At 68.9% G+C, this 19971-nt stretch carries 16 protein-coding genes; 10 read left to right on the forward strand and 6 right to left on the reverse strand.

What is annotated here, in order from left to right; genetic code table 11:
- Positions 1 to 122: 122 nt before the first annotated feature.
- The 4 genes from AAHA49_RS08965 (at position 123) to AAHA49_RS08980 (ending at position 4125) form a co-directional block, all read left to right on the forward strand.
- Positions 123 to 1388, forward strand: coding sequence for a pyridoxal phosphate-dependent aminotransferase (locus AAHA49_RS08965; RefSeq protein WP_342038000.1), 1266 nt, complete (start codon positions 123 to 125; stop codon positions 1386 to 1388).
- A 240-nt stretch (positions 1389 to 1628) separates the two neighbouring features.
- Positions 1629 to 2297: a GH25 family lysozyme gene (locus tag AAHA49_RS08970; RefSeq protein ID WP_342038001.1), complete on the forward strand. Its 669-nt coding sequence runs from the start codon at positions 1629 to 1631 to the stop codon at positions 2295 to 2297.
- A 349-nt stretch (positions 2298 to 2646) separates the two neighbouring features.
- Entirely contained in the window at positions 2647 to 3546 is a 900-nt protein-coding gene (locus AAHA49_RS08975) for a sulfite exporter TauE/SafE family protein (protein WP_342038002.1), read from the forward strand.
- 120 nt (positions 3547 to 3666) lie between these two features.
- The gene (locus tag AAHA49_RS08980; RefSeq protein ID WP_342038003.1) at positions 3667 to 4125 is read left to right on the forward strand and encodes an RrF2 family transcriptional regulator; all 459 of its coding nucleotides are present in this window, start codon (positions 3667 to 3669) and stop codon (positions 4123 to 4125) included.
- A 75-nt stretch (positions 4126 to 4200) separates the two neighbouring features.
- On the opposite strand, the gene AAHA49_RS08985 is transcribed toward AAHA49_RS08980, so the two are convergent.
- Positions 4201 to 5196 (reverse strand): LysR family transcriptional regulator, encoded by a 996-nt coding sequence (locus AAHA49_RS08985; protein ID WP_342038004.1) that lies wholly within the window; start codon positions 5194 to 5196, stop codon positions 4201 to 4203.
- 90 nt (positions 5197 to 5286) lie between these two features.
- On the opposite strand from AAHA49_RS08985, the gene AAHA49_RS08990 reads away from it, so the two are divergent.
- Entirely contained in the window at positions 5287 to 6840 is a 1554-nt protein-coding gene (locus AAHA49_RS08990) for an aminotransferase class I/II-fold pyridoxal phosphate-dependent enzyme (RefSeq protein ID WP_342038005.1), read from the forward strand.
- Between the two features lie 348 nt (positions 6841 to 7188).
- On the forward strand, positions 7189 to 8697 hold the full coding sequence (locus tag AAHA49_RS08995; protein ID WP_342038006.1) for an MFS transporter: 1509 nt from the start codon (positions 7189 to 7191) through the stop codon (positions 8695 to 8697).
- A gap of 94 nt (positions 8698 to 8791) precedes the next feature.
- On the opposite strand, the gene AAHA49_RS09000 is transcribed toward AAHA49_RS08995, so the two are convergent.
- Positions 8792 to 9529, reverse strand: a complete 738-nt coding sequence (locus AAHA49_RS09000) for a GntR family transcriptional regulator (RefSeq protein WP_342038007.1) — start codon at positions 9527 to 9529, stop codon at positions 8792 to 8794.
- Positions 9530 to 9752: 223 nt separating this feature from the next.
- Between AAHA49_RS09000 and AAHA49_RS09005 the strand changes: the two genes are divergently transcribed.
- Positions 9753 to 11834, forward strand: coding sequence for an oxidoreductase (locus AAHA49_RS09005; RefSeq protein ID WP_342038008.1), 2082 nt, complete (start codon positions 9753 to 9755; stop codon positions 11832 to 11834).
- A gap of 28 nt (positions 11835 to 11862) precedes the next feature.
- Positions 11863 to 12939: a proline racemase family protein gene (locus AAHA49_RS09010; RefSeq protein WP_342038009.1), complete on the forward strand. Its 1077-nt coding sequence runs from the start codon at positions 11863 to 11865 to the stop codon at positions 12937 to 12939.
- Positions 12940 to 12973: 34 nt separating this feature from the next.
- On the opposite strand, the gene AAHA49_RS09015 is transcribed toward AAHA49_RS09010, so the two are convergent.
- A complete protein-coding gene (locus AAHA49_RS09015; protein ID WP_342038010.1) occupies positions 12974 to 14257 on the reverse strand; it encodes an FAD-binding oxidoreductase in 1284 nt (427 codons plus the stop codon).
- Positions 14254 to 15714: an aromatic ring-hydroxylating oxygenase subunit alpha gene (locus tag AAHA49_RS09020; RefSeq protein ID WP_342038011.1), complete on the reverse strand. Its 1461-nt coding sequence runs from the start codon at positions 15712 to 15714 to the stop codon at positions 14254 to 14256. Before AAHA49_RS09020 ends, AAHA49_RS09015 begins: the two co-directional genes overlap by 4 nt.
- A 242-nt stretch (positions 15715 to 15956) precedes the next feature.
- On the opposite strand from AAHA49_RS09020, the gene AAHA49_RS09025 reads away from it, so the two are divergent.
- A complete protein-coding gene (locus AAHA49_RS09025; RefSeq protein ID WP_342038012.1) occupies positions 15957 to 16877 on the forward strand; it encodes a LysR family transcriptional regulator in 921 nt (306 codons plus the stop codon).
- A 221-nt stretch (positions 16878 to 17098) separates the two neighbouring features.
- Positions 17099 to 18031: an ornithine cyclodeaminase family protein gene (locus tag AAHA49_RS09030; protein WP_342038013.1), complete on the forward strand. Its 933-nt coding sequence runs from the start codon at positions 17099 to 17101 to the stop codon at positions 18029 to 18031.
- Positions 18032 to 18052: 21 nt separating this feature from the next.
- Here the strand turns inward: AAHA49_RS09030 and AAHA49_RS09035 are convergent, their stop codons facing one another.
- Together AAHA49_RS09035 and AAHA49_RS09040 are read right to left on the reverse strand one after the other, a co-directional pair.
- Positions 18053 to 18823 (reverse strand): DUF6226 family protein, encoded by a 771-nt coding sequence (locus AAHA49_RS09035; RefSeq protein WP_342038014.1) that lies wholly within the window; start codon positions 18821 to 18823, stop codon positions 18053 to 18055.
- A gap of 66 nt (positions 18824 to 18889) precedes the next feature.
- Complete coding sequence (locus AAHA49_RS09040; protein ID WP_342038015.1) at positions 18890 to 19852, reverse strand: ABC transporter substrate-binding protein; 963 nt, start codon at positions 19850 to 19852, stop codon at positions 18890 to 18892.
- Positions 19853 to 19971: the final 119 nt, after the last annotated feature.

A 19971-nucleotide genomic window follows, 5' to 3' on the forward strand; every position in this document is an offset into this window, starting at 1 on the left:
AAGGTCTGCACATCGGTCCGCTTCGGGTGCCAAAGGTGTTCGAAACGCGCCTCTGATCGGTCAGGACCATCCGCGCAGGGGCCCTAGCGTGGGAAGGGCAGCGTTCTCAAGGAAAGGCACCCATGTTCAGGCAGTCGTCGAAGCTGGCCAACGTCCTCTACGACATCCGAGGACCCGTCCTCGAAGAGGCGGAGGCGATGGAGGCAGCGGGGCACACGATCCTCAAGCTCAACATCGGCAATCCGGCCCCCTTCGGCTTCGCAGCCCCCGAGACGATCGTCCAGGACATGGTCGGGCACCTGCCCGAGGCGCAGGGCTACTCCGATTCGCGCGGGATCCTCTCCGGCCGTCGCGCCGTCGTCCAGCACTACGAGTCGAAGGGCATCACGAACCTCGATGCGAGGGAGGTCTTCCTCGGCAACGGGGTGAGCGAGCTCATCACGCTCTCCCTGCAGGCGCTGTGCAATCCCGGCGACGAGATCCTCGTGCCCAGCCCCGACTATCCGCTGTGGACCGCCTCGGTGGCGCTGTCGGGCGGCACGCCGAAGCACTATGCGTGTGACGACGAGAACGGCTGGCTGCCCGACCTCGAGGACCTCGAGGCGAAGATCACCGAGCGCACACGCGGGATCGTCGTCATCAACCCGAACAACCCCACCGGCGCCGTCTACCCGCGGCAGACCCTGGCGGCGATCGTCGACATCGCCCGGCGGCACAACCTCATCGTCTTCGCCGACGAGATCTACGAGAAGATCACGTACAACGGCGTCGAGATGATCAACATGGCGACCCTGACCGGCGACGACGTCCTCTGCCTGACGTTCTCCGGACTCTCCAAGGCCTACCGGATCGCCGGTTACCGGGCCGGCTGGCTCGCGATCACCGGACCACTCGCCGAGGCGAAGAGCTACATCGAGGGCATCACGCTGCTGGCGAACATGCGCATGTGCGCGAACGTGCCCGCTCAGCACGCGATCCAGGCAGCCCTCGGCGGACATCAGTCGATCGAGGACCTCGTCCTGCCGACCGGCCGCCTCGGCGAGCAGATGGAGGTCGCCCACGCCGGGCTCAACGCGATCGACGGCGTGAGCGCGCAGCGCGCCGACGGGGCGCTCTACCTCTTCGCGAAGCTCGACGTCGAGAAGTTCGGGATCACCGACGACGAGCAGTTCGCGCTCGACCTCCTGCGCGAGCAGAAGATCCTCATCTCCCACGGCACGGCGTTCAACTGGTCCCGGCCCGACCACTTCCGGCTCGTCACCCTGCCGTCGGTCGACGTCCTCGAGCAGTCGATCGAGCGCCTCGGCGAGTTCCTCTCCGGGTACCGGCAGGTCGCGCCGACGACGTGCGAGCTGCCGATCGTCCGGGAGGTCGAAGGCGCGGCCTGAGCGCCCGCGTCTGATCGGGCGAGGCGGTGCCGATAACCTGGGGTGATGAGCGGGAGCGGATCGACCAACGGCAGCGGTAAGGGACGTACCCGCAGGTCATCCCGACAACAGCCGGGGTCGCGGTCGGCGGGTGCAGGCTCCTCGTCTCGGCGACCGTCGACCCTACGTGCTTCGTCCTCGCGTCCGTCGACCCGGCGCGCTTCCTCCCGGCGGTCGCGCCGACCGCTCGTCGTCACGGCATTGGTCCTTGCCTCGGTCCTCGCCTTCGCTGCCGCGTGGTGGTTCGTCTGGGTGCCCAACGGCCGTCCTGCCCTCGGGCCGGGCGAGGTCATCGCGATCGACGTCTCCAACCATCAGGGCGCCATCGACTGGTCGGCGGTCGCCGGTGACGAGGTCGAGGCGGCGATGATCAAGGCGACCGAAGGCAACGACTACATCGACCCGCGCTTCGCCGCGAACTGGGCGGGCGCAGGCGAAGCGGGCCTGCGACGCGGGGCCTACCACTTCTTCACCCTCTGCTCGCCGGGTGCCGAACAGGCGAAGAACTTCCTCGCCGCAGCGCCTCCCGACCCCGAGGCCCTTGCCCCGGCGATCGACCTCGAACTCATCGGGGCCTGCGCGAAGCGCCCACCGCAGGCGCAGGTCGACGCCGAACTGGGCGACTTCCGCCGCATCGTCGAAGAGGCGTGGGGCCGCCCCCTGCTCGTCTACGCCCGCGGATCCTTCACCTCCGAATATTCGATCGGCGCACTGGCCGAACGCCCGCAGTGGGTGACGAACTTCTTCGCCCGACCCGAGGACGACACCTGGACGATGTGGCAGGTGCACTACTTCGCGAAGATCGACGGCATCGAGGGCCAGGTCGACCTCGACGTGCTCCGCCTCGGCGGAATTCCGGACCCGAAGTAACCACGAGCTCACCGCAGGGCGGCTGCCTCAGTGCGGCGCATCCCGTGCCGCGGGCCCCGCACACCTCGCCCGACGCCACCCCACTGCAGTCGCCATCGCACTACAGTTGAGCAATCTGCGCCCACTCGTCGACGATTCTGCGGAACCCTGGAGGCGACTTTCGCCACGATTCCATCGGCAAGTAGGCGCACACCGACCCGCGGACCCGCAATCGGTCCCAGCATCACAGCCATCGGCCAGCGCAGCGCGTCACAGAAGTTCATAGTGTAGTAATTCACTCAACTTAATGGCTATTGTGTGGGAGTACCTCCGAACTGCTCAACAATCTCCCTCATGGAAGGCGGCCACTATGCGACAGCTCATCGTCTTAGGCATCGTCGGGCTCATCGCCCAGCTCATCGACGGCTCGCTCGGCATGGCGTACGGCGTGACGTCGACGACCCTGCTGCTCGCCACCGGCATCGCCCCGGCGACCGCCTCGGCGGCGGTGCACTTCTCCGAGATCGGCACCTCGCTCGTCTCCGGCATCTCCCACCACAAGTTCGGCAACGTCGACTGGCGCACGGTCCTCATCCTCGCCGTCCCCGGCTTCATCGGCGCGTTCGCCGGAGCCACGTTCCTCGCCGGACTCAACGGGGACGCGGCCACCCCGTGGATCTCCGGGATCCTGCTGGCCCTCGGCGTCTACGTGGTGTGGCGCTTCCTCGCCCTCGGCGGCGCCCGACCGACCTTCAAGGGACGCCCCGGCAAAGGTCTGCTCGTGCCCATCGGCCTCGTCGGCGGTGCCCTCGACGCGATCGGCGGAGGCGGCTGGGGTCCCGTGGGCACGACGACCCTGCTCTCCTCCGGACGCCTCGAACCGCGCAAGGTCGTCGGCTCGATCGACACGAGCGAGTTCGTCGTCGCCGTCGGCGGATCCCTCGGCTTCCTCTTCGCCCTCGGCTCGCAGGGCATCGACTGGTCGATCGCCGGGGCACTGCTCGTCGGCGGCATCATCGCCGCCCCCTTCGCCGCCTGGCTGGTCAAGATCCTGCCCGCGAAGGTCCTGGCGATCGCGGCCGGCGGCATCATCATCCTCACCAACGCCCGCACGATCGCCCTCTCCCTGGGCGCGACACCCCCGGTCGTGACGACGATCCTCATCGCGCTGGCGCTGGCGTGGGTCTCGCTCCTCGTCCACGTCATCCGGCTCGAGCGGAAGACCCGCCGTGAGGAGGCGCAGGCCGAGCCGGTCCCCGCCGACGCCTGAGCAGCACCCGGGCAGCGCCCTCCCGACGCCTGCCCACGGCACCGCGGACCGACCCGCCGTCACGGCGCTCCCGGTCCGCGGTGCCGCAGGACGTCCGCGTTGCCGCGCTACGATGACGGCATGCGGGTCACTACGAAGTCCGACTACGCCCTGCGCGCCCTCATCGAGATCGCCGGCGCGGGCGAGAGCGACCCCATCAGCGCCGACGAGCTCGGCCGCCGGCAGGACATCCCCAAGGGCTTCCTCCAGGCCATCCTCGCCGACCTCCGCCGCACCGGCATCCTCGTGTCCGTGCGGGGGAAGTCCGGCGGATGGAGGTTCGCCCGGCCCGCCGCCGAGGTGAGCGCCGCCGACGTCATCCGCGCCGTCGACGGCCCCCTCGTCTCGATCTACGGCCAACGGCCCGAAGCCGTCGAGTACGACGATGCCGCCGAGGCGCTCCAGCAGGTGTGGGTGGCCGCACGCTACGCCCTGCGCGGTGTGCTCGAGAAGGTGACGATCGCCGACCTCGCCGCGAAGCGGCTGCCGAAGGAGATCGCGGAGAAGGCCGCGATCGAGGACGCCTGGCAGCCGCACTGACCATCTGTACGCGCGGGCCCGCGACCGGCGATCGCCCCACCCGCCTCGGCGCTCCCTCTCAGCACGGCCTGCCTCTCACCGCCACACCGCGGTGACCGTGCGGACGTCGGCGATCACCTCGGCCAGTGCCGCGCCGTGGGCTGCGACGATCGGGTCGTGGCGGGCAGGTCCGCGGCTGGGGCCCTGGACGCGGGCGCGTGAGACGACGAGGACGTCGCGGCGGGCGGCGCTGAGCGGCAGCGGCAGGATCTCGATCCCTTCGTCGGCGGGCAGCGAGGATTCGGGGATGACGGCGATCGCGAGGCCTGCGGCGATCATCCGGTTGATCGCCGCGTAATCGTCCATCCGCATCCCCACCCGCGGCTCGAAGCCCGCGGCGAGGCAGAACGCGCGGATCACCTCGTCGATCGCGTCGCCGGGATCGATGCTGAACGCCCACGTCTGCGGGACGAGGGCGGCGAAGTCGGGCATCCCGTCGGTCCCGATGGGGACGGGGCCGACCGAGGTGGGCACGCAGAGGAAGAGCTGCTCGGAGTAGAGGTGATCGGCGGTCAGGGCCGGCGGGATCCACACCTTGTCGACATCGGTCGAGACGAGCAGAGCGAGGTCGAGGTCGCCGGCTTCGAGGCGGGCGACGAGCTTCGCGTGCTCGTCCATCGTCACATCGAGCGCCGCTCCGAGCCCCTGCGTCGACTCGTCGGTCTGCCACCGGGGCCGCTTCTGCAGCTCGTGGTGGAGCTTCGGGATGACGCGGGCGCCGACCGTGGGCACCGCCCCGATCTTCACCGGCACCGCCTGCGTGTCCCGCCACAGGGCCACCTCGTCGCCGAGGCGGTCGCAGAGTCCGAGGATCTCGACGGCCCGGGTGACGACGAGGCTGCCGACGGTCGTCGGGTGCGATCCGCGCGGGGTCCGTTCGATGAGCGTGGCCCCGAGGGCCCGTTCGAGATTGCCCAGGTGATGGTTGACGGTCGGCTGGCTCCAGCCCAGTCGTGTCGCGGCCGAAGCGACCGATCCGGCGTCGGCGATCGCGCGCAGAGCCATGAGGCCCCGAGTATCAAGGACTTCCATATGCCTCTCCCCACCAGTTCAATACTGGATATAGAGTACGGGAGGAAAATTGGTATTCTCCCGTCGACGTCCGTTCCCTACTCTGAAGGAATGACCGTGCACCAGGATTCCCCCATGCCCACCTCACCCGACAACGAGGGCCGCAGGGCCGCACGCGCACCCTATGCCGATGCCCTCGACCGGGTGGCGGCGCGCGACTCCCTCTTCCTCACCACCCCGGGTCACGGGCGCAACGGCGAGGGCATCGCCCACGGTCTGGCCGACTACTTCGGCGAGCGCATCCTCTCCCTCGACGTCCCGCCGCTCTTCGACGGCATCGACCTCGGCGTCGACACCCCGAAGGATGAGGCCCTCGAACTCGCCGCCGAGGCGTGGGGCGCCCGCCGCACCTGGTTCCTCACCAACGGCTCATCGCAGGGCAACAGGATGGCGGCACTGGCCGTCGGCACGCTCGGCACCGGCGTCGTCACCCAGCGCAGCGCGCACTCGAGCTTCATCGACGGCATCGTGCTCGCCGGCCTCAACCCCCGCTTCGTCTCCCCCAACGTCGACGAGGCCAACGGCATCGCCCACGGCGTCACCCCCGATGCGCTGCGCCACGCCATCCGCATGCACCCGGAGAAGGTCACCGCGGTCTACCTCGTCACCCCGAGCTACTTCGGTGCCGTGGCCGATGTCGCGGCGCTCGCCGAGGTGGCCCATGAGGCCGGTGCGATGCTCATCATCGACGCCGCCTGGGGCGCCCACTTCGGCTTCCACCCCGATCTCCCGGCCTCGCCGGTCACGCTCGGGGCCGACATGGTCATCATGAGCACGCACAAGCTCGCCGGTTCGTTCACGCAGTCGGCGCTGCTCCACCTCGGCGACACCGAGTTCGCCGACCGGCTCGAGCCGGCACTGGCCCGCGCCTTCATGATGACGTCCTCGACGAGCGAGAACGCCCCGCTCATGGCCTCGATCGACATCGCCAGGCGTGAGCTCGTCAACTCCCACGACGCGATCTCCGAATCGCTGGAGAACATCCGCCACGCCCGCGCACAGATCGAGGGCTCCGAGCACTACCGGCTGCTCTCCGGCGACTTCCTCAACTTCTCCGACGTCGTCGACATCGACCCGTTCCGGCTGCCCATCGACATCACCGCCACCGGCCTCGACGGGCACACGATCCGGGGGCGCCTCGCCGAGGAGTTCGCGATCTACGCGGAGATGGCGACGGCCACGACGCTCGTCGTCCTCATCGGCCTCGGCAAGTCCCCCGACATCTCCCGCCTCCTCGACGCCCTCGAGCAGATGCGCACCGAGAACGCGGCGACGCATGAGATCGCCGAGGATGAGTCGGCGTCGGCGATCCCGCCCCTGCCGACCGCCGGAGACCTCGTCATGCTGCCGCGCGAGGCGTTCTTCGCCGAGTCCGAGGTCGTTCCCGCCGCCGAGGCGGCCGGCCGGATCAGCGTGAGCTCGCTCGCCGCGTACCCGCCCGGGATCCCCAACGTCCTCCCCGGGGAGGCGATCACCGAGGAGACGGTGAACTTCCTCCAGGCCGTCGCCGCGAGCCCCTCGGGCCACGTCCGCGGCAGCGTCGACCCGGCGCTCGATTCCTTCCGCGTCGTCCGCGACCCCAAGGCCGCGGAGTCCTCGCTCTGACCTGACGAGCCGGACCACCGCCTCGGCGACGTCGGCCTTCTCACATCGACCGCGGTCGGGAGCACCCTCCCGACCGCGGTTCTCTGTCTGCGTCCGGGTCCTGCCCGGCAGACCCCTCTCGGCCTAGTCAGGCAAGGCCTCCTGCACCTCGGCGGACAAGCTGTCCTGCGGTGGAATCCGACCGCGAGATCACCCGTGAGCTCTCGCCGGAGACACTTCTCCTTGTGTAATCTGGATCACACGAATTGTTGACATGAGTTGCACGCAGCGCAAAGATGTTCTGCATTGTCTTTTCGCCGCCCGGCTTCTCCGCGGCGAATGCATTGCAGTCAACGTGAGGATTCTCAGATGACAACCGGCCCATCCGAACCGTCCAAGGAAGGCCGAAAGCCCTTCCGCATCAAGCGGAGGAAGAAGCGGTTGGAGGCAGACGACTGCATCGTCGTCGAACCGAAGTCCATCCGCACCGCGATCGGCGGCACCACCGTCGGCAACTTCATGGAATGGTTCGACTTCGGCGTCTACGGCTACCTCGCCGTGACGATGACGACCGTGTTCACCGAGGGCATGGACAAGCAGATGGGTCTGCTCGTCACGCTGCTCGGCTTCGCGGTCTCGTTCCTCGTCCGTCCGCTCGGCGGCATGGTGCTCGGTCCGCTCGGTGACAAGATCGGTCGCCAGAAGGTCCTCTTCTTCACGATGGCGACGATGGCCACCGCGACCGCGCTCATCGGCATGCTCCCCACGGCCGCCCAGGTCGGCCTGTGGGTGATCATCCCGCTCTACCTGCTCAAGATGATCCAGGGCTTCTCGACCGGCGGCGAGTACGCCGGTGCGACGACCTACGTCTCCGAGTTCGCCCCCGACAAGTCCCGCGGCTACTGGGCCTCGTGGCTCGACGTCGGCTCGTACCTGGGCTTCGCGGCCGGGGCGGGAACCGTGGCGATCACCTCGGTCGTCACCACGAGTCTGTGGGGTGAGAACGCCATGGTCGAGGGCGGGTGGAGGATCCCGTTCCTCGTCGCGATCCCGCTCGGCGTCGTCGCGATCTGGTTCCGCATGAAGATCCCCGAGACCCCCGGCTTCGAAGCCGCCCAGGACGAGGGTCTGGTGACGAAGAACAACGACGACCCGTACGCACGTCACGGGCTCATCGGGGTCATCCGCCACTTCTGGAAGGAGATCCTCATCGGCATCGCGATCGTCGCGGGTTCGCAGACGATCGGCTACGCGCTGACGAGCTTCATGCCGACCTACCTCGAGGAGACGGTCAAGGTCTCGAACATCCAGGCCGCCGTCGTGACGATCCCCGTGCTCGTCCTCATGTCAGCGAGTCTGCCGCTCATCGGGCGCCTCTCGGACAGGCTGGGGCGGAAGTTCGTCTTCGGTCTCGCGGCCGTGATGACGATCGTCCTCATCGTTCCCGCGTTCGCCGTCATGCAGATCGGTGAGATGTGGGCGGTGACCGTCGCACTGTTCATGGTCGCCCTGCCGGCGGCGTTCTACATCGCGTGCCTGGCCTCGACGCTGCCGGCGCTGTTCCCCACGGCGTCGCGCTACGGCGGCATGGGTCTGACGTTCAACCTCGGCGTGTCCCTCTTCGGCGGCACGACCCCGCTGTTCAGTCAGGCGCTCATCGACCTCACCGGCAACTCGTACATGCCGGCGTTCTACATCATGTTCTTCTCGGTCATCGCGCTCGTCGCCGTGTGCTTCATGAAGGAGTCCGCGCACCGTCCGCTGCTCGGGTCGTTCCCGACGGTGAGCTCGCACGAGGAGGCCGTCGAACTCGAGAAGACGCAGGACGAGAACCCCGACATCGACCCGGAGACCATGCCGATCGGCGCGGGGAAGTAGCCGTCCGCCGCGTCCCACCGACCCTTCCCACTGTCGCCCCTCGCCGCCCGCGCATCGCCGCCCGCGCCGAGGGGCGACGGTCGTCTCCGGCAGCTCAGCCCTCGGTGCGTTTGAAGAAGTAGAGGTTGCGGGTGACGAGTTCGGCCACCTCGTCGCCTGCTCCCGCCTCGATGAGGTCGACGATGTCGATGAGCTCCTTCGCCGAGGCGACCGCGACGGTCCCGACGGCTGCCCCCGTGACCGCGGCACCGCCTCCGATGCGGGACTGATCGCGCAGGCGCAGACTGATCTCCGCAGCCCGGGGTCCGAGGCCGAAGGCGAGCAGCGACTCGTGGAATCGGCGGTCGTGGGTGTAGAAGCCGACGATGTCGCCGGTCTCGGCTGCGCCCACGGTCGCCTCGGCGTGGGAGCGCAGCAGCCGGAGTCGCTCGGCGATGTCGGCGTGCGCAGCCCTCGGCTCACTGTCGGTCCTCGGCTCACTGTCGGCGCCCGCGCCCGCGCCGGTCCCCGTCTCCTCGCCCGCCTGCCGGCAGAGTTCGCGGACGGCGGGCACGGCGAGGAGGACGCGGATCCGGATGATCTCCTCGAGATCGGCCTCGGTGATCGGCACGAGGCGAAAACCCCGGTTGGGAACGGCTTCGACGGTGCCCTCCGTGACGAGGGCCATCATCGCCTCGCGCACGGGGCTGAGCGAGATGCCCAGCTGCTTCGCGAGTCCCGCGGCCGAGTAGATCCTCTCCTCGTCGAGCTCACCGGTGGCGATGGCGTCGCGGATGATCGAGAGGGCGTGTTCGCGCAGCGACGGCGGGGCTGCGGGTCGTGCTCTGTCCAAGGCCGCTCTCCTCAATCGTCAACGGCTGAGCGGTCACCGGCTGAACGGTCAGTGACGAAACTATTGACAGCATAGCCGTGGGAATCGACCATGGAAGCATGGTAGTCGGTAATCGATTACCCGGTCTCGAACATGGCACCGCCGAACGAACGACCGCCGATCCCAGCACCACCGCTGCATCAGATGCCGCACTCACCACCCACGTTCCTGCGATGGAGGAGGAATGGACGATCCGCAGCTCCAGCCCGTCGACCCGCTGCTCCAGCCGTTCGACCTCGGCGGACTCACCCTGAAGAACCGCATCGTCTCGACCTCGCACGAGCCGGCGTACACCGAGCTCGGCATGCCGAAGGACCGCTACCGGCTCTACCACCGGGAGAAGGCCCGCGGCGGGGTCGGGCTGACGATGATCGGCGGTTCGGCGATCGTCTCGAAGGACTCCCCGGCCGCGTTCGGCAACATCGACCTCTCGACCGACGAGGTCACGCCCTGGCTCGCGGCCATCGCCGCGGACTGCCACGCCGAAGGCGCCGCCGTGATGATCCAGGCGACCCACCTGGGCATGCGCTCGTCGAACTTCACCGGCGACTGGCTGCCGCTCGTCTCTCCCTCCCGCACCCGGGAGCCCGCTCACCGGTCGTTCACGAAGGCACTCGAGGACTTCGACATGGATCGCATCGTCGCCGACTTCGCCGCCGCGGCAGCCCGGGTCGCCGAGGCGGGCTTCGACGGCATCGAGATCATGCACGCCGGTCACCTCCTCGATGCGTTCCTCGCCCCGTGGCTCAACGACCGCACCGACGAGTACGCCGAACTCACACGCTTTCCGCTGCGGGTCATCGACGCAGTGAGGGCAGCGGTGCCGACAGGCTTCCTCGTCGGCATCCGCATGGCCGTCGATGAGCGCCGCGACGACGGCATGCGCGAGGACCGGGCCACCGACGTCCTCGAGACCTACACCGCCCACGGCATCGACTTCCTCAACCTCAACGTCGGCACGATCGGCTCCGATCGGGTCCTCGCCGAGGCGATTCCGGGCATGGGCACCCCATCGGCACCGTGGCTCGAGACGTGCCGCCGCATCCGCAAGGCCATCGAGATCCCCGTCCTCCACGCCGCCCGCATCGCCGACGTCCCCACCGCGCGGTACGCGATCGAGGACGGCTGCCTCGACCTCGTCGGGATGACGCGGGCTCAGCTGGCCGACCCGCATCTCGTGCGCAAGATCGCCGAGCACCGTGAGGACGACATCCGCCCGTGCGTAGGCGCGAACATGTGCCTCGACAGCATCTACACCTCGGGGTCGGCGACGTGCATCCACAATCCCGCGACCGGGCGCGAAGCCGACCTCCCGCAGGAGATCTCCCGCGACCCGGCGGCGCAGGCCACGCAGCCGGCGGCGCAGTCCACGCAGCCGCCCAAGCACGTCGTCATCGTCGGTGCCGGTCCCGCCGGGCTCGAAGCGGCTCGGGTCGCAGCGGTCCGCGGGCACCGGGTCACCCTCCTCGAGGCCGATTCCGCGCCCGGCGGTCAGGTGCGCATCGCCGCCCGCTCCGACCGGCGCCGGGATCTCATCGGCATCGTCGACTGGCGCGTCCAGCAGTGCGCGAAGCACGGCGTCGACCTGCGGCTCAATGCGTATGCCGACGCCGAGGCGGTCCTCGCCCTCGATCCCGACGTCGTCATCGTCGCCACCGGAGGGGTCCCCGACACCGGTGCGCCGTTGGGTCGGACCCAGGCGTTCGACGTCTGGGACGTCATGGACGACCACCTGCGCGGGAAGCAGCGGGTCCTCGTCTTCGACGACCACGGCGCCTATCCCGCACTCGATGCGGTCGAGCGTCTCGCCCGGGCTGGTCAGGAGGTCGTCTACGTCAGCCCGGAACGGACGATCGGGATCGACATCGGATCGATGAACTCCCCCGCCTACCTGCGGGTCTTCTCCGAATTCGGGGTCGAGGTCCGCCTCGGCGAGCGTCTCATCACGGCGGACCCGGAGGGGGCGAGCGTGCGGGCAGGACTGCGCAACGAGTACTCCGACAAGGAGACGTCCGTCGCCGCCGACGCCGTCGTCGTCGACCATGGGACCCTGCCGAACGACGAGGTCTACCTCGAGCTGCGGGAGAGTTCACGCAACCGCGGAAGGATCGATCTCGAGGCGTGGGTGCACGGTCGGCCGCAGCCGGAGATCTCCCTCGCCGAGGCGGACGCCCCCTTCGTCCTCTATCGGATCGGGGACGCGGTCGCCTCCCGGAATGTCCATGCCGCCGTGCTCGAGGGCCTGCGCGTGGGCATGGCATTGTGATGGTCAGACCCGGTCCGAGGAGAATTCGATGACGTGCACGACGATCGACTATCACACGGCCGGTGAGCCGTTCCGCATCGTGGCCGCTCCGCCGGTCGGCATTCCCGGGGACACGGTCGCCGACCGGCGGGCCCGGGCGATCGCGGGCAGTGAGGTCGACGATCTGCGTCGGCTGCTGTGCTTCGAGCCGCGCGGGCATGCCGACATGTACGGCGGGTTCCTCACTCCGCCCGACGACGAAGGGGCGGACTTCGGCGTGCTCTTCTGGCACAAGGACGGGTTCTCGACCGCGTGCGGGCACGGGACGATCGCGCTCGGCGCCTGGGCGATCGAATCGGGGCGCGTCGCTCCGGATCCGTCGGGGGTGACCGAGGTCGTCATCGACGTGCCCTCGGGTCGGGTGCGCGCGGCGGTGCGCACCGACGAGAACGGCCTCTTCGAGTCGGTCGACTTCGTCAATGTGCCCAGCCGTCTCGTCGCGACGGGCGTCGCGGTGGACACGAGTCGGGGCCGGGTCGAGGTCGACCTCGCGTGGGGCGGGGCGCTCTATGCGTGCGCCGACGCGGATCGGCTCGGACTCGTCGTCGAACCCGGGGCTCTCGGTGACCTCATCGCTGTCGGCCGCGAGGTCAAGGCGGGTCTGTCCGGGCATCCGCTGACGGTGCATCCCAACGATGAGCGGCTCAGCGGCGTCTACGGCACGATCTTCGTCGATCGTCTCGGCCTCACCGACGAGGGCGAGCTCCACCAGCGCAATGTCACGATCTTCGCCGACGGTCAGGTCGATCGCTCGCCGTGCGGCTCGGGCACGGCAGCGCGAGTGGCGGCCCTGTGGGCGAGCGGAGAGCTCGATGCCGACCAGGTCCTCGTCCACGACTCGATCGTCGGCACGCGATTCCGCGCCCGTGTGCAGAGCGTCGTCGGGGACACTGACGGCGGGCTCAGCACTGCCGACGGCAACGCGGGACCCGGAAGCGGCAATCCGAGCGTCGGACACTGGGGCAGCGTCGTCCCCGTCGTCACCGGAACCGCGCACAAGTTCGCCGAGTGCACGTTCTCCGTCGATGACCGCGACGACCTCGTCCCCGGCTTCGTCCTCCGCTGACTGCTCGGCCTGATCGCCCGGGAGGGTGCTGACCTCAGCGGTCGACGACGAGGTCGCTCAGCGGTGTCGAACAGCAGGGGAGGAATCTACCGGCGGCGACCTCCTTCGGGCGGATGCCGCCGGCATGGTTCATCTCGACATCGCCGCTGATCAGATCGGATTTGCACGTCCCGCACATCCCCTGCTCGCACGAGGACGTGAACGCCATCCCGGCTGCGACGGCGGCGTCGAGGACGGTGGTCTCGGCATCGCAGGGCACCTGCGTGCCGCTCTTCGCGAACGTGATCGAGAACGTTCCGGCCGCCTTGCCCATCTCGAGCCGGTCCACCTCGCGACCGCGAACGTCACCGGCATCGCCGCCCACACTCTTCCGGCCCTGCCCGCTCCGCTTCGCCAGACGCGCGGCCGGCGAGGTCGCGAAGACGAACGACTCCTCGTGGACGGCCCGGACGCCCGCCTCGGCGAGGAGGGGACGGACGGCATCCATGTATCCGGTCGGCCCGCACACGAAGGTCTCGCGGTTCCAGGCGTCGGGGACCGCCTCGGCGAGGATCTCCCGGCTGATCCTGCCCCGCCGGCCCGCCCAGACCTCGGTCGCGGAGTCGCGGGAGCACACGGTGATCACGGTGATCTCGGGGACCTCGGCGAGCTGGTCGAGGTCGGTGCGGAAGACGATGTCGTCGGGAGTCGAGGCGCTGTGGACGAGGACGACGTCGACCGTCTCGGGGTCCGTGCGGGCGAGCAGCGCGCGGACCATCGACATGATCGGGGTGATGCCCGAGCCCGCGGAGAGGAAGAGGTGCCTGCGGGCGGGGTGGAAGCTCGTGCTGAACAGGCCGTAGGGGCCGTCGACGTGGAGTCGGTCGCCCACGCGGAGACGGTCGTGGAGGTGGGTCGAGACCGCGCCGCCGGGCCGGCGTCTGACGGTGAGGGTGAACGTGTTCGTGCCCAAGGGCGCCGAGGAGATCGAGTAGCAGCGGTCGAGGCCGAGCTCGGGCACGCGCACCGTGAGGTACTGTCCGGGTTCGAAGTCGACGGCGGTCAGCCATGGTGCGCGGAGGTCGATCGAGATGATGTCGCGGGTGACCGGGGTGATCGCGGTGCATTCGGCGAGGCCGCTGATCCCGTCGTCGGTGCTGCGGGGTGCGACGGTCGGTACGTCGAGCGCGTGGGACGCGACCGCCGGGACCTCGACTGCCTGGGCCGCGACCGCGGATCCGCCCGCGCCGGTCGTACCACCCGACGCGGGCACCCGGAACGTCGACTTGCTCGGCACCGCCTCGGCGACCAGCGGGAACGGCGACCTCACATATCTCATCGTCCGCTCACCCTCTCCCTGTGCGCCTTGAGCCGTTCGATGTACCACGTACAGAACTCGTCGAGGTGCCCCTCGGTGGGGGCGTAGGGTCCCGGCAGGTACGCCGGCGACGACACCCCCAGCTGCCCGCGTTCGCAGAAGGCCGCATCCTGTTCGTTCGTCTTCATCCACACCGACGTGAGATTCGCCAGGTCGTAGTCGACGCCCTCCTCCGCCTCGGCGTCGACGAGCCACGTCGTGCGCACGAGCGTCCTATCCGCGGCGAGGGGGACGACGCTGAAGGTGACGATGTGGTCGCCCATCGCGTGGAACCACATGTTCGGTTGGACATGGAGTGAGGCCCTGCCCAGGGTGAAGGTGTCGAGGTCGCCAAGCAGCTTCGCCGAGGCGGCCGAGCCGTCCATCGTGTACGACTCCCCCTGCCCGTCGAGGGCGGCGCGCTCGATCCTGAATCCGGTCGGGCGACCGCTGAGCTCCTCGACGAGGGCAAAGGGCAGTCCGTTGCGGTCGCAGTTGTCGTGGAGTCGGCGTTCGGCGTCGAGGAAGCGGTGGTAGGCCGGCTGCAGACGAGGCGGTATCTCGTCAGGGGCATAGCCGTAGGTGGGGAAGAACGTGCAGGTGAGCTCCGGATGGCCTGCCTCGCAGTGGTAGCACTCGCGGTTGTTCTCCAGGACGAGCTTCCAGTTCGAGTCCTCGATGAGGTCGACCTGCGCTGCGACTTTCGCTCCGGCGATGTCGTGCGGGGCGAGGTAGGGGGCGATGACCTCGGCCACCTCGTCGATGTCGTCGGGCTCGGGTCCGAGGCAGAGGAAGATCAGGCCGGCGATGGTGCGCACGTTTACCGAGCGCAGGGAGAAGCAGGCAGGATCGAAGTCCGGTGCCTGTGCGCCGGCGGAGATGAGCTCACCGCCGGGAGTGTAGGTCCACTGGTGGTAGCTGCAGACGATGTTGCCAACCGATCCGGCGGGTTCGCCCAGCAGTCGGGTCCCGCGGTGGCGGCAGACGTTGTGGTGGGCACGTATTCCGTCGTCGTCGCGGATGACGATGACCGAATACGTGCCGATGTCGATGGTGACGAAGTCGCCGGGTTCGGGCACCTCGGCGACGCTGGCGACGAAGATCCACGTCGAGGCGAAGATCGCCTCGACATCTCGGGCGAAGAACTCGGGACTGATGTAGAACGGGGCCTCGAGCGAGTATCCGGGTCGGCGCTCGTCGATGAGTCGGTCGATGTCGGGACCGGCGATGCCGCGGCCGGCGATGCCGAGACGGGGCACCGACCCGTCGGGCGCGGTCTGTCCGGAATGCCAAGTCTGTCCGGGCACAGCCTGACTCAGCCCGGCTTGACTCAGCCCGGCTTGACTCAGCGCAGCCTGTCCGGGGGTTGCTTGACTCGGCGCCGCCTGTCCGGGGGCTTGCGGCCTGCCGACGGCCGTGTCGTCGGGGACCAGGGTCATGGATTCCACCGCCTTGCTTCTGTGCCAATCTGTGGTGCCGCCGTTGGTCATGCCACAGTCAGCGATGCCGCTGCCAGCGTGCGTTCGGGGCCCGGTCTGTCCGGGCGCCGGGTTCGCACCGCTTGAGTGGCTGCGCACCTTCAGTGTCCGGCCACTCTCAGTGTCCGCTCCCCTTCAGTGTCCGCCCGGCTGTCGGCGAAGAGAAGCAAATCCTTTCGTCAGCAATCGTGCAAGAATATTGCATGATCGATCGTCGCCTCCACGTCCTTCGGGTCCTCGCCGAGGTCGGCACCGTCACCGCCGCGGCAGAGCGTCTCGGCTACACACCTTCGGCGGTGTCGCACCAGCTGAGGACCCTGTCGAAGGATCTCGGCGTGAGCGTGCTCGAACAGCGGGGGCGCGTGCTCGCGCTCACTCCGGCCGGGCAGCTGCTCCTCGAGCGCACACAGGAGCTCTTCACCCGCTGGGAGGAGATCAGGGGCGAACTCGCCGCCGTCGGCCCGTCCACGAGTCAGCGGGTGCTGCGACTGTGCGGGTTCTCGACCGCGGCGGCCAGCCTGCTGCCGCTCACCGCGGACCGGGTGATGCGGGAGCATCCGGGCGCTGCAGTGCGGATCATCGAAGCCGATCCGCAGGAGTGCTTCGACCTGCTCGTCGCCGAACAGGCTGACATCGCCGTCGTCGTCGCCACCGACCCGCTGCCGCCGCGCAGCGATGCCCGCTTCGAGCAGTCCTCGCTCTTCAGCGATCGACTCGACCTCCTCGTGCCCAGCCACCACCGGCTCGCCGACCGGGAGTCGGTGGCGCTCGGCGAGGCCGCCGAGGAGCAGTGGATCCTCGATCGTCCCGGCACCCCGTACCACCGGCTCGTGCGCACCGCGTGTGCGGCGGCGGGCTTCTTCCCGGAGGTCGCGCACGAGTCCCACGAGTGGGAGACCGGTGCCGCGCTCGTCTCCGCGGGGCTCGCGGTCGCGCTCGTGCCCCGTCTCGCCCGGCTGCCCGAGGGCTACGACGTCGTCCGGGTGCCCCTGCGCGGGGATCCGGTGCCCTCGCGGAAGATCCTCACCGGGGTGCGCAGCGGTTCGTCCGGTCAGCCGCTCATCGCCTCGGCGCTGGATATCCTCGCCGAGGAGGCCGCCGCCGTGGTCCGCCGCACCGGCTGATCCGGCAGACGCCGGCGTCTCCCGGTGGCGCCAGCATCGCCTGGTGACGGCAGTAGGCATCGCCCAGTGGCAGATTTCGCCCAGCGACCGGCGCTCACATCGACCACCGGACGGACGCGGTTCGGAATTGTGGGCGCGATCACATAGGGTGGGCGGCGATCGCGAACCCGTTCGCACTGCCGTGAGTGAGCATCACCGGAACCGAGCACCAAGGAGCACCCGTGGACGACGTGACCTATCTCGATGCCGAGACCGTGTTCTCCACCCTCTCCCCCGCCGAGGCGGTCGCCGCCCTGCGCGAGACCCTCGCCGACGGCTTCGATCCCAGCGATGACATCCCGCGCACCGTCACCGATGTCAGTGCGGGCAACATGATCTTCATGCCCTCGGAGTTCGGTCCGTGGGTGGGGGTCAAGCTCGTCGGCGTCTCGACGGGCAATGCCGAGCGCGGGCTGCCGCGCATCCTCGGACAGTACCTCATGTACGAGGCCTCGACCCTGCGTCTGCGCACGGTCATCGACGGGGCCGCGCTGACGACCCTGCGGACGCCGGCCGTCTCCGTCGCTGCGGTCGAACCCGCGCTCTCCCGCTTCACCGCTCCGGTCAGGGTCGTCGTCTTCGGTGCCGGTCCGCAGGGTGTGGGCCATGCCGACACGATCGCCGAGGTGGTCGACGTCGCTGAGGTCTCCTTCGTCGTCCGCTCTCCCGATCAGGTCGGTGATCAGGTGCGACGCCGCGGTCGGGTCATCGAGGCCGGCACCACCGAGGCGAATGAGGCCCTGCGTGCGGCCGATATCGTGGTCACGGCGACGACGGCGAGGACGCCGCTGTTCGACGCCGATCTCGTCCGTCCCGGTGCGATCGTCCTCGCGTGCGGTTCGCACGATCCGCATGCCCGGGAGCTGCCGGCTGAGCTCTTCTCCCGCGCCGAGGTCGTCGTCGAGGATCTCGGCACGGCGCTGCGGGAGTGCGGTGACGTCGTCCTCGCGATCACCGACGGCGCGCTCGACGCGGATTCGATCGTCACGATGTCTCAGGTGTGCACGGGCGAGGCCCCGCTCGATGACGATCGCACGCTGATCTTCAAGGGGTCGGGGATGTCCTGGGAGGATCTGGCGGTCGCGTCGAAGCTCGCCGAGGCGGTCGACCGGTGAGCTGAATCGCGCGCCCTGCCCTCACGCCCAGTCCTGCATGGGGCGCGGCGTCCAGTCGGGAAACCACGGGCGTGAGCGATGCAGGGCGGGCCGGTGGGAGGTGTCGCCGGAGAATTCGCCGGCGGCGTCGAACGAGGTGCGGTAGCCGGAATAGCGGCCTCCGGACTGGGCTTCGATGGAGCCGTCGATGACGGAGAAGATGAGGCTGTCGAGCTGCTGGAGGAGTACGTCCGAACCGTAGTCGCAGAAGTCGCAGCCGCAGTCGGGCACACGGGCGAGTGAGACGGCCGGGTCGCCGAGGGCGATGATGACGTTGGCGACACGGTCGACGCCGTCCGCGTCCGCGACATAGTCGTTGAACCCGATGACGAGTTCGGGGTTGCCGTCGACGTCGCCGGTGAGGATCTCGGCGCGGTCGGCCACCGAGAGGAAGGGGTCGTCGCTGGCCCAATCCACGGCATGGACCGTGAGGTGGCAGCCACGGCGGGTGAGGACGTTGATCCATGCCCGAGCTCGGGCATGGACGATGTCGAACTTCTCGTGGTCGGTGACCTCGGACCAGCCGCCGGAGGCGGAGCCGCCGCCCCATTCGAAGTCGGGGTCGAGGTGGGGGTCGTCCCACCTCGGCGTGTCAGCTCCGAGGGTGCGGAAGTCGTCTTCGACTTCACGGAACAGCTCTGCGGCCCTCTCCGACACCGGCAGGGTCGCAATCGCGGGATTCCACTGCTGGTCAGAGGGGTCTTCGTACGATCGGGCAAGGTTGGTTCGCAGCTCTTGCCACCAGAAAGTCATGATCCGATCTTAGACCGGTCCCGACCCGACGGCGTCAGAAACGCGTCACCGTGGGTCACTGCCCGGTCATGACTGCCTGTCGATGTCGTCGGCGCGATCGAGGACCTCGGCGAGTTCGTTCAGCCACGCCGCATATCCGTCGTAGGTAAAAGCGCGCTTGTCGTCCCAGGATCCCAGTTGGTCGGCGGTGACCGTCGGCAGTGATGTGAAGATCGGGTTGTCCTCGTAGTCCGCCGAGGCGTCGTGGACGAGGAGGACGTCGGCGGGGTAGTCGCTGATCTTCTCCCACGAGACCTCCGCCCAGGAGCTGTCGGCTCCGGCATCGGGTCCGACGAGGCGGACGCCGTCGTCGGCGAGCATGGTGGCGACGCCGAGCTCCTTGGCCGTGTAGATGATGTCGGCGTTGAAGTTCGCCAGGAGGACGGTGAGCCAGTCCTTCTGCGCGGTGATGTCACGGATGCGCCGGCGGGCGTCGTCGAAGTCCTGGCGCGCCGAGGCGATCGCGTCGGTCTCGGTGTCGGCGCCGAGGGCCTGTGCGATCGCGGCGTACTGGGCGAACATCTCATCCGGGGTCTGATCGCTGAGTCTGACGGGCACGAACGGGGCGAGTGCGCTCACCTGTTCTTTGAGTTTGTCGTCCCACCAGGTCCAGCCGTCCCCGGTGTCGTTGCCGTAGGCAACGATGATGTCCGGGGCTGCGGCGGCGAGCGCCTCGGTGTCGAGTTCCATGTCGGTGCCGACGACCTCGACGCCTGTGGAATCGAAGGACTTGCCCGGGGACTCGTTCCTCCCGAAGCCGAAGACGGCCACGGGTGCGATGCCGTAGGGGGCGAGCGCGGCTGCCGAGTAGTAGTCCATGGCGATGCGTTCGGCCGGACGGTCGAGGGTGACGGTGACCCCGTCGTAGCCGGCGGGCGAATAGGAGAAGTTCGCGGCAGGGGTCGCAGCCGTCGACTCGGGTTCTCTCGTGCAGGCGACGAGGGCGAGTGGGGCGAGCGCGGACAGGGCGAGGAGCTGACGACGGCGCATGGGTGCCTTTCGGACGGCGGACGCGGATGACGTGCGGTGACTCTCGGTGACTTGCTCCGCCGCGGGAGTCCGGCTGGCGGAACACTGACCACCGTAGCACTGATTTGGAGAGGCTATCC

Origin of the sequence: Brevibacterium ammoniilyticum (assembly GCF_038429965.1) — a bacterium.
GTDB classification, from domain to species: Bacteria; Actinomycetota; Actinomycetes; order Actinomycetales; family Brevibacteriaceae; genus Brevibacterium; species Brevibacterium ammoniilyticum.

Bases quoted from the DNA above. Each gene is read 5' to 3' on its own strand.
- AAHA49_RS08965 (WP_342038000.1), top strand. From the start codon at position 123: ATGTTCAGGCAGTCGTCGAAGCTGGCCAACGTCCTCTACGACATCCGA.
- AAHA49_RS08975 (WP_342038002.1), top strand. From the start codon at position 2,647: ATGCGACAGCTCATCGTCTTAGGCATCGTCGGGCTCATCGCCCAGCTC.
- AAHA49_RS08980 (WP_342038003.1), top strand. From the start codon at position 3,667: ATGCGGGTCACTACGAAGTCCGACTACGCCCTGCGCGCCCTCATCGAG.
- AAHA49_RS08985 (WP_342038004.1), bottom strand. From the start codon at position 5,196: ATGGAAGTCCTTGATACTCGGGGCCTCATGGCTCTGCGCGCGATCGCC.
- AAHA49_RS08990 (WP_342038005.1), top strand. From the start codon at position 5,287: ATGACCGTGCACCAGGATTCCCCCATGCCCACCTCACCCGACAACGAG.
- AAHA49_RS08995 (WP_342038006.1), top strand. From the start codon at position 7,189: ATGACAACCGGCCCATCCGAACCGTCCAAGGAAGGCCGAAAGCCCTTC.
- AAHA49_RS09005 (WP_342038008.1), top strand. From the start codon at position 9,753: ATGGACGATCCGCAGCTCCAGCCCGTCGACCCGCTGCTCCAGCCGTTC.
- AAHA49_RS09010 (WP_342038009.1), top strand. From the start codon at position 11,863: ATGACGTGCACGACGATCGACTATCACACGGCCGGTGAGCCGTTCCGC.
- AAHA49_RS09015 (WP_342038010.1), bottom strand. From the start codon at position 14,257: ATGAGATATGTGAGGTCGCCGTTCCCGCTGGTCGCCGAGGCGGTGCCG.
- AAHA49_RS09020 (WP_342038011.1), bottom strand. From the start codon at position 15,714: ATGACCCTGGTCCCCGACGACACGGCCGTCGGCAGGCCGCAAGCCCCC.
- AAHA49_RS09025 (WP_342038012.1), top strand. From the start codon at position 15,957: ATGATCGATCGTCGCCTCCACGTCCTTCGGGTCCTCGCCGAGGTCGGC.
- AAHA49_RS09035 (WP_342038014.1), bottom strand. From the start codon at position 18,823: ATGACTTTCTGGTGGCAAGAGCTGCGAACCAACCTTGCCCGATCGTAC.
- AAHA49_RS09040 (WP_342038015.1), bottom strand. From the start codon at position 19,852: ATGCGCCGTCGTCAGCTCCTCGCCCTGTCCGCGCTCGCCCCACTCGCC.